The 6116-nt window shown below is 50.5% G+C and carries 6 protein-coding genes and 4 pseudogenes; 3 read left to right on the plus strand and 7 right to left on the minus strand.

Annotation, left to right across the window (positions count from 1 at the left end; genetic code table 11):
* Together QZ506_RS13355 and dacB are read left to right on the plus strand one after the other, a co-directional pair.
* Positions 1-107, plus strand: a pseudogene (locus QZ506_RS13355) (winged helix-turn-helix domain-containing protein); the annotation flags it as partial.
* 11 nt (positions 108-118) lie between these two features.
* The gene (gene dacB / locus QZ506_RS13360; RefSeq protein ID WP_291971661.1) at positions 119-835 is read left to right on the plus strand and encodes a D-alanyl-D-alanine carboxypeptidase/D-alanyl-D-alanine-endopeptidase; all 717 of its coding nucleotides are present in this window, start codon (positions 119-121) and stop codon (positions 833-835) included.
* 148 nt (positions 836-983) lie between these two features.
* Here dacB and cgtA read toward each other — a convergent pair whose 3' ends face one another.
* From cgtA to rplU, 4 genes are all read right to left on the minus strand, one after another.
* Positions 984-2156, minus strand: coding sequence for an Obg family GTPase CgtA (cgtA, locus tag QZ506_RS13365; protein ID WP_291971650.1), 1173 nt, complete (start codon positions 2154-2156; stop codon positions 984-986).
* Between the two features lie 251 nt (positions 2157-2407).
* Positions 2408-3367 carry a DMT family transporter gene (locus tag QZ506_RS13370; protein WP_291971652.1) on the minus strand — a complete coding sequence of 320 codons (960 nt, stop codon included), beginning with the start codon at positions 3365-3367 and terminating at the stop codon, positions 2408-2410.
* A gap of 100 nt (positions 3368-3467) precedes the next feature.
* Positions 3468-3725: a 50S ribosomal protein L27 gene (gene rpmA, locus QZ506_RS13375; RefSeq protein WP_132454179.1), complete on the minus strand. Its 258-nt coding sequence runs from the start codon at positions 3723-3725 to the stop codon at positions 3468-3470.
* A gap of 20 nt (positions 3726-3745) precedes the next feature.
* The gene (gene rplU, locus QZ506_RS13380) at positions 3746-4057 is read right to left on the minus strand and encodes a 50S ribosomal protein L21 (RefSeq protein WP_291971656.1); all 312 of its coding nucleotides are present in this window, start codon (positions 4055-4057) and stop codon (positions 3746-3748) included.
* 253 nt (positions 4058-4310) lie between these two features.
* Between rplU and ispB the strand changes: the two genes are divergently transcribed.
* Positions 4311-5282, plus strand: a complete 972-nt coding sequence (gene ispB, locus QZ506_RS13385) for an octaprenyl diphosphate synthase (RefSeq protein WP_291971658.1) — start codon at positions 4311-4313, stop codon at positions 5280-5282.
* Positions 5283-5507: 225 nt separating this feature from the next.
* Here ispB and QZ506_RS13390 read toward each other — a convergent pair.
* The 3 pseudogenes from QZ506_RS13390 to QZ506_RS13400 form a co-directional block, all read right to left on the minus strand.
* Positions 5508-5627, minus strand: a pseudogene (locus QZ506_RS13390) (DNA-binding protein); the annotation flags it as partial.
* A 155-nt stretch (positions 5628-5782) separates the two neighbouring features.
* A pseudogene (locus QZ506_RS13395) lies at positions 5783-5977 on the minus strand (IS630 family transposase); the annotation flags it as partial.
* Between the two features lie 55 nt (positions 5978-6032).
* Positions 6033-6116, minus strand: a pseudogene (locus tag QZ506_RS13400) (lipoprotein); the annotation flags it as partial.

Genomic DNA, 6116 nt, shown 5'->3' on the forward strand with positions numbered 1-6116 from the left:
ATCTCTTCCATCATACCCACGACATCGTGGCTTATGTCGAACATCGCTGGGCTATCCGATTCAGTATTCCCGGCATGAACAAGTGGTTGCACCGTCATGGTTTCTCCGGCTTTGTTGAATAAATAGATTTTATGCTGGCAGTCCAGTGAAACGACGGATCCTCGCAACGCAAAATCATGCAGTTAGGCATCATGAGAAAACTGTACACCTGAGGGCACAAGCATTTTCTACCAAAACTGGCTTGGCAAAACAGCATGACTCACTATTATTCAACAAAGCCCCGCTGCATGATCTTCTCACTATCGTGCTGAAAAAATCCGACAACATTATTGCAGATACCGTTTTTCGCACCATAGGACATGAGCGTTTCAGCGTACCAGGCACCTGGCGCGCCGGAGCCGATGCGGTGCGTCAGGTACTGCGACAAAAAGCGGGCGTTAATCTGGATAACAGCATTGTCGTTGACGGCTCTGGGCTGTCGCGCCATAACCTGATTTCACCCGCCACCATGATGCAGGCGCTGCAATACATTGCCAAGCACGATAACGAATTGAAATTCATCGATATTCTGTCTTTGGCAGGTTACAACGGTACCTTACAGTACCGTGCCGGATTACATGAAGCCGGCGTTGACGGCAAGGTTTCTGCGAAAACCGGTGCACCGCAAGGGGTGTATAACCTCGCGGGCTTTATCACCACGGCCAGCGGCCAGCGCATGGCTTTCGTGCAATTCCTATCGTGCTATGCGGTGCCACCTGAAGATCAGCGCGCCCGCCGCGTACCACTGGCGCGCTTTGAAAGTCGTCTGTACAAAGATCTTTATCAGAACAATTGAGATAAAAAAAGCACGATCCCCAGAAGGGATCGTGCCAAAACGGCAGATAAAGTCACTTAACTCTTTGTCATCCTCGGCGAAAGACGAAGGTGGGGAATGACCGTTTTAGGTACATTTCCTCCATCACAGGAGGATCGCGGCCCGAGAATTATTTCTGGTAGATGATCTCGACGCCTTCGTCGTCATCTTCGTCCCAGCCATCATCCCATTCTTCTTCGGCTTCATTTTCCACCGCCGCCAGCTGTTCACGATGGTAGTCATCCCACATGAACTCAACTTTTTCAGGCCCTTTCTCTTCGATGGTCATGGCTTTCGGCTGTGTTTCTAGGAAGTTCATCACATCCCAGCACAGTGCGTTGACGCCATAACAGTTGGCAGCAGAGATCAGGTAGTATTTACCTTCCCAACCTAATGCTTCCGCAATCGCTTTGGCACGCTGTTCAGCATCCTCTTTCTCGATCAGATCGATCTTGTTGAACACCAACCAACGCGTTTTTTCTGCCAGAGAAGCGCTGTATTTCTGCAACTCATTGACGATCACTTTGGCATTTTCTACCGGATCGGATTCGTCGATCGGCGCAAGGTCGATCAGATGCAGCAGTACGCGACAGCGTTCCAGATGTTTGAGAAAACTAATCCCCAGACCAGCGCCTTCGGAAGCACCTTCGATCAACCCAGGAATATCGGCCACGACGAAGCTTTTCTCGCTGTCCATGCGCACCACACCCAAGCTAGGCACCAGTGTGGTGAAGGGATAATCCGCCACCTTGGGCTTAGCGGCAGACACCGCGCGAATGAACGTCGATTTACCGGCATTCGGCAGCCCCAGCATCCCAACATCCGCCAGCAGCAACAATTCCAGCATCAGAGAACGCTCTTCGCCTGCGGTACCGCTGGTTTTCTGGCGCGGCGCGCGGTTAACCGACGATTTGAAACGGGTATTACCCAGTCCGTGCCAGCCGCCTTTCGCCACCATCAAACGCTGCTCGTGGCGCGTCATATCACCCAGCACCTCTCCGGTGCTTTCGTCCAGCACACGCGTACCAATCGGCACCTTGATGGTGATATCTTTACCACGCTTGCCGGTGCAATCACGGCTTTGCCCGTTCTGACCGCGCTCTGCGCGATAAGATTTCTCAAAGCGAAAATCGATCAGCGTATTCAAGCTCTCATCCGCCAACAGATAAACGTCACCGCCGTCGCCGCCGTCGCCGCCGTCTGGACCACCATTGGGGATATATTTTTCACGACGGAAGCTGACACAGCCATTACCGCCGTCACCAGCCACCACCAGAATGGTAGCTTCATCTACAAACTTCATTCACTCTCTCCGCAACAACCCATAGAGATCACCGATCATCAGACGCCATGCATCAGGACATTGTCGGTGCTCTTTGGCGTGATACTTTCATGACATGACGCGTGAATGATCGCCGCGCATCATGCAAAAAACGGAACGTAACAGAACCAGCCTCACAAGGGAGCGGCATTGTACCCGCTTCCCGCGTTGATTTCATCTGTATTAAAAATAAACAGCGCACACCACCATCGGTAGCGTCAGGCTAACACGCGTTACTTTGGCACCGGTATGACATTATCACGTTTTCTTCCCGGAAAAAAACGGTGCCCAATCGCGGAAAAAATGGCCCCTGAGACCACCACAAACGCACCGATATAACCAACCAGATTTAACGCCGGTGTTGCAAAATAGAGCGGCCACAGGATTGCCAGCAGGTCAGAGAACAACAGCGTGAACAGCGGCGTCAATGTAATAATGGCACTCACCTGGGCCGCCTGCCAGCGCGCCATCGTCTCAGCCAATGCACCATAGCCAACCAGTGTATTCAAACCGCAAAAAAACAGACAAATCAACTGCCAGCGGGTCAGTTGAAAGAGGGTCTCAGGGTGCGCCCACGGAGTAATACACAATACGCACAGAACATACAGCAGCAGTAAAATCTGTTGCGATGACAAGCGGCGCAGCAATACTTTTTGTGCCACGCCGTAACTCACCCACACCATAGCGGCACCCATTCCCAGCAACACGCCAAGGGTATAATCCGTCATTCGGGTAAAAATTTCGATCAGACTGGCGTTGAAAAACAGCAACATACCGCACAGCAACATGATGGCACCGATAATCTGCGTGCCACGCATTTTCTCTTTCAGAATAAACACGCTGGCGAACATCATTACCACCGGGGAAAGTTGTCCAATCACTTGCGATGTGGTCGGGCTTAAAAACTTGAGTGCGGAGCTGAACAGCACAAAGTTACCCAGCAACCCGCCAGTGGCAATCAACAGCAACACCCACCAACGCCGATGGCGAAAAAGACGCAACGGCGGTAGCTGACCACGAGAGAAAAGAATGATCCCAAGACCGATCGAGGCCATAAAAAACCGATACCACACCACGGTATAGGGTTCCATGACAACAAGCACCTGCTTCATGGCAATGGGTAGTGCACCCCAGCATACTGCCGTCGTCAAGGCCAAGCTCAGCCCGATGCCAGCCTGCTGTTTCGTCTGCATGGTTCTCTCAGTTTATTGCGGGTGATGAAGGGATATGGAAATGCAAAAAGCCCCGCAACGAATTGCGGGGCTTTATACCTGTCAGACCTGACGCGAAAAGTTACTCAGCAACGATGCTGATGTATTTACGGTTTTTCGGGCCTTTAACTTCAAACTGAACTTTACCGTCAGCCAAAGCAAACAGAGTGTGGTCTTTACCGCAACCTACGTTGGTGCCAGCGTGGAATTTAGTACCACGTTGACGAACGATGATGTTGCCAGCCAGAACACTTTCACCGCCGAAACGTTTTACGCCCAAGCGTTGTGCGTTGGAATCGCGGCCGTTACGAGTCGAGCCGCCAGCTTTTTTGTGTGCCATTTAATCCGCTCTCCTAAGTCTTAAGCGCTGATGCCAGTAATTCTCACGTCAGTGAACCACTGACGGTGGCCCGCCTGCTTACGGTAGTGTTTACGGCGACGGAATTTAACAATAGTTACTTTCTCACCGCGACCATGGGCAACAACTTCTGCCTTGATCTTGCCACCATCGACGAAAGGAACGCCGATTTTGATTTCTTCACCATCTGCAACCATCAGAACCTGGTCAAATTCAACAACTTCACCATTTGCGATGTCCAGCTTTTCCAAGCGAACGGTTTGACCCTCGCTTACTCGGTGTTGTTTGCCACCACTTTGGAAAACTGCGTACATATAAAACTCCGCTTTCCGCGTACTCATATTGATTATTCGAGCACACTATAAATATTCACAATAGGGCGCGAATTCTACGCAAAAAACCTACCGATGACAAGTGCATATTTGAGAGAATTGAAGAAAAAGAGTACAGGTTCTACACGACCATTTATCTGTGCCATTTTTCAAGTACAATCAGTCCACAATAACCATTGAAGCCGGTATAGAACCGACCCTAACCGCGGCGTACAGAAAAAGCACTGGCACAGATATGAATCTAGAACAGATCACAGCATTAGCTGCCCATGATATGAACGACGTCAATGGCGTTATTCTGGCACAACTCAATTCAGATGTTGTCCTTATCAACCAGATTGGCAATTACATTATCGGTGGTGGCGGGAAGCGTATTCGTCCCATGATAGCCGTGTTGGCCGCCCGTGCGCTGGCGTATGAAGGTGATAAACATGTGACAGTCGCCGCATTGATTGAGTTTATCCACACTGCCACGCTGCTGCATGATGATGTGGTGGATGAATCTGATATGCGTCGTGGCAAGGAAACGGCCAATGCCGCCTTCGGCAATGCGGCCAGTGTACTGGTTGGGGATTTCATCTATACGCGCGCGTTCCAGATGATGACCAGCCTAGGCTCGCTGTGCGTGCTGGCGCTGATGTCTGAGGCGGTCAACGTCATCGCTGAAGGTGAAGTGCTGCAACTGATGAACTGTAAGGATCCGGATATCACCGAAGAGAGTTACATGCGCGTCATCTACAGTAAGACAGCGCGCCTTTTCGAAGCCGCAGCGCAAGCATCTGGGATTCTGGCGGGTGCCACCGATGAGCAGGAAAAAGCGTTGCAGGAATACGGGCGTTATCTCGGCACGGCATTCCAGCTGATTGACGATCTGCTGGATTACAGCGCCGACGGAAAAACCTTAGGTAAAAATACCGGTGACGACCTGAACGAAGGCAAACCCACGCTGCCGCTGTTGCACGCTATGCGTAACGGCAATAGCGAGCAATGTGCGATGATCCGCAAGGCGATCGAAGAGGGCAATGGTCGCCATCTTCTGGAACCGGTGCTTGCTGCCATGCAACAGTGCGGCTCGCTGGAATACACCCGACAGCGTGCAGAGCAAGAGGCGGATAAAGCGATTGCCTCGCTTCAAGCGCTGCCGCCGAGCGCCTTCCGTGAGGCACTGGAAGGCCTAGCGCATATTGCCGTTCAACGCGATTATTAATACGTCCGTGCGCTATGTTGTCGATGCGTTGGGATCGCTTGCGATCTCGAGGGGCTTTGTTGAATAATAGGTAATCATGCTGTTTTTCCATGCCAGTTTTAGTTGAAAATGTTTGTCATCTCAGGTGTACACTTTTCTCATGAGGCCTAACTGCATGATTTTACGTTGCGAGGATCCGTCGTTTCGCTGGGCTGCCAGCATAAAATCTATTTATTCAACAAAGCCCCCTTTATGACGGCGTTTTTCCCACCCGTCTTCCCGAGCACGTTTATTTACGCCTTGCCGTGTTTTAGGCAATCCCGCCATCCCCAGCAATTCAGCAGTGGTGAACCACTCTTTTTTCATAGCCTTTCATCCTGATAGTGCGATGCATTACAAAATTTAATTTGTTAGGAATGACGTTAAGGAAATTATTGGAAATATCATGCTATATTTTTTCCTAATTCCGTTCACGCATTCCATGCGTTTAACTGACGAGCGTTATTTATACCCAATAAACCTCAAGATGCAGGTTTGAGCACCTGAAAACGATCGTGAATTCTGGACGTCAGCGAGTCCGATATTTCTGGTAGCGCATTGGTGAAAAAATTGAATATTGAATCCCGAAAATAGCGGGTGTTTTCAAAATAGCGATTATTCCGTGCATGCTCATTCATCACTTTCCACAGGCGTTCTATCGCGTTCAGATTCGGACTGGCTTTGTTGAATAAATCAGAACTTGTGACGACTGCGCCCCATACGGGTCGATTGTTACGTGATGCGAATACTGTTCGGCATTCCTAATAGCGTGATCCGGTTAAGCGCTTTGACCATGGCCATGGCTTCACCCACCTG

Origin of the sequence: Candidatus Symbiopectobacterium sp., from assembly GCF_020054415.1 — a bacterium.
In the GTDB taxonomy this organism is placed as follows: Bacteria; Pseudomonadota; Gammaproteobacteria; order Enterobacterales; family Enterobacteriaceae; genus Symbiopectobacterium.

Excerpts from the sequence above, each read along its gene's own strand:
- cgtA (WP_291971650.1), bottom strand. The coding sequence starts at position 2,156 with ATGAAGTTTGTAGATGAAGCTACCATTCTGGTGGTGGCTGGTGACGGC.
- QZ506_RS13370 (WP_291971652.1), bottom strand. The coding sequence starts at position 3,367 with ATGCAGACGAAACAGCAGGCTGGCATCGGGCTGAGCTTGGCCTTGACG.
- rpmA (WP_132454179.1), bottom strand. The coding sequence starts at position 3,725 with ATGGCACACAAAAAAGCTGGCGGCTCGACTCGTAACGGCCGCGATTCC.
- rplU (WP_291971656.1), bottom strand. The coding sequence starts at position 4,057 with ATGTACGCAGTTTTCCAAAGTGGTGGCAAACAACACCGAGTAAGCGAG.
- ispB (WP_291971658.1), top strand. The coding sequence starts at position 4,311 with ATGAATCTAGAACAGATCACAGCATTAGCTGCCCATGATATGAACGAC.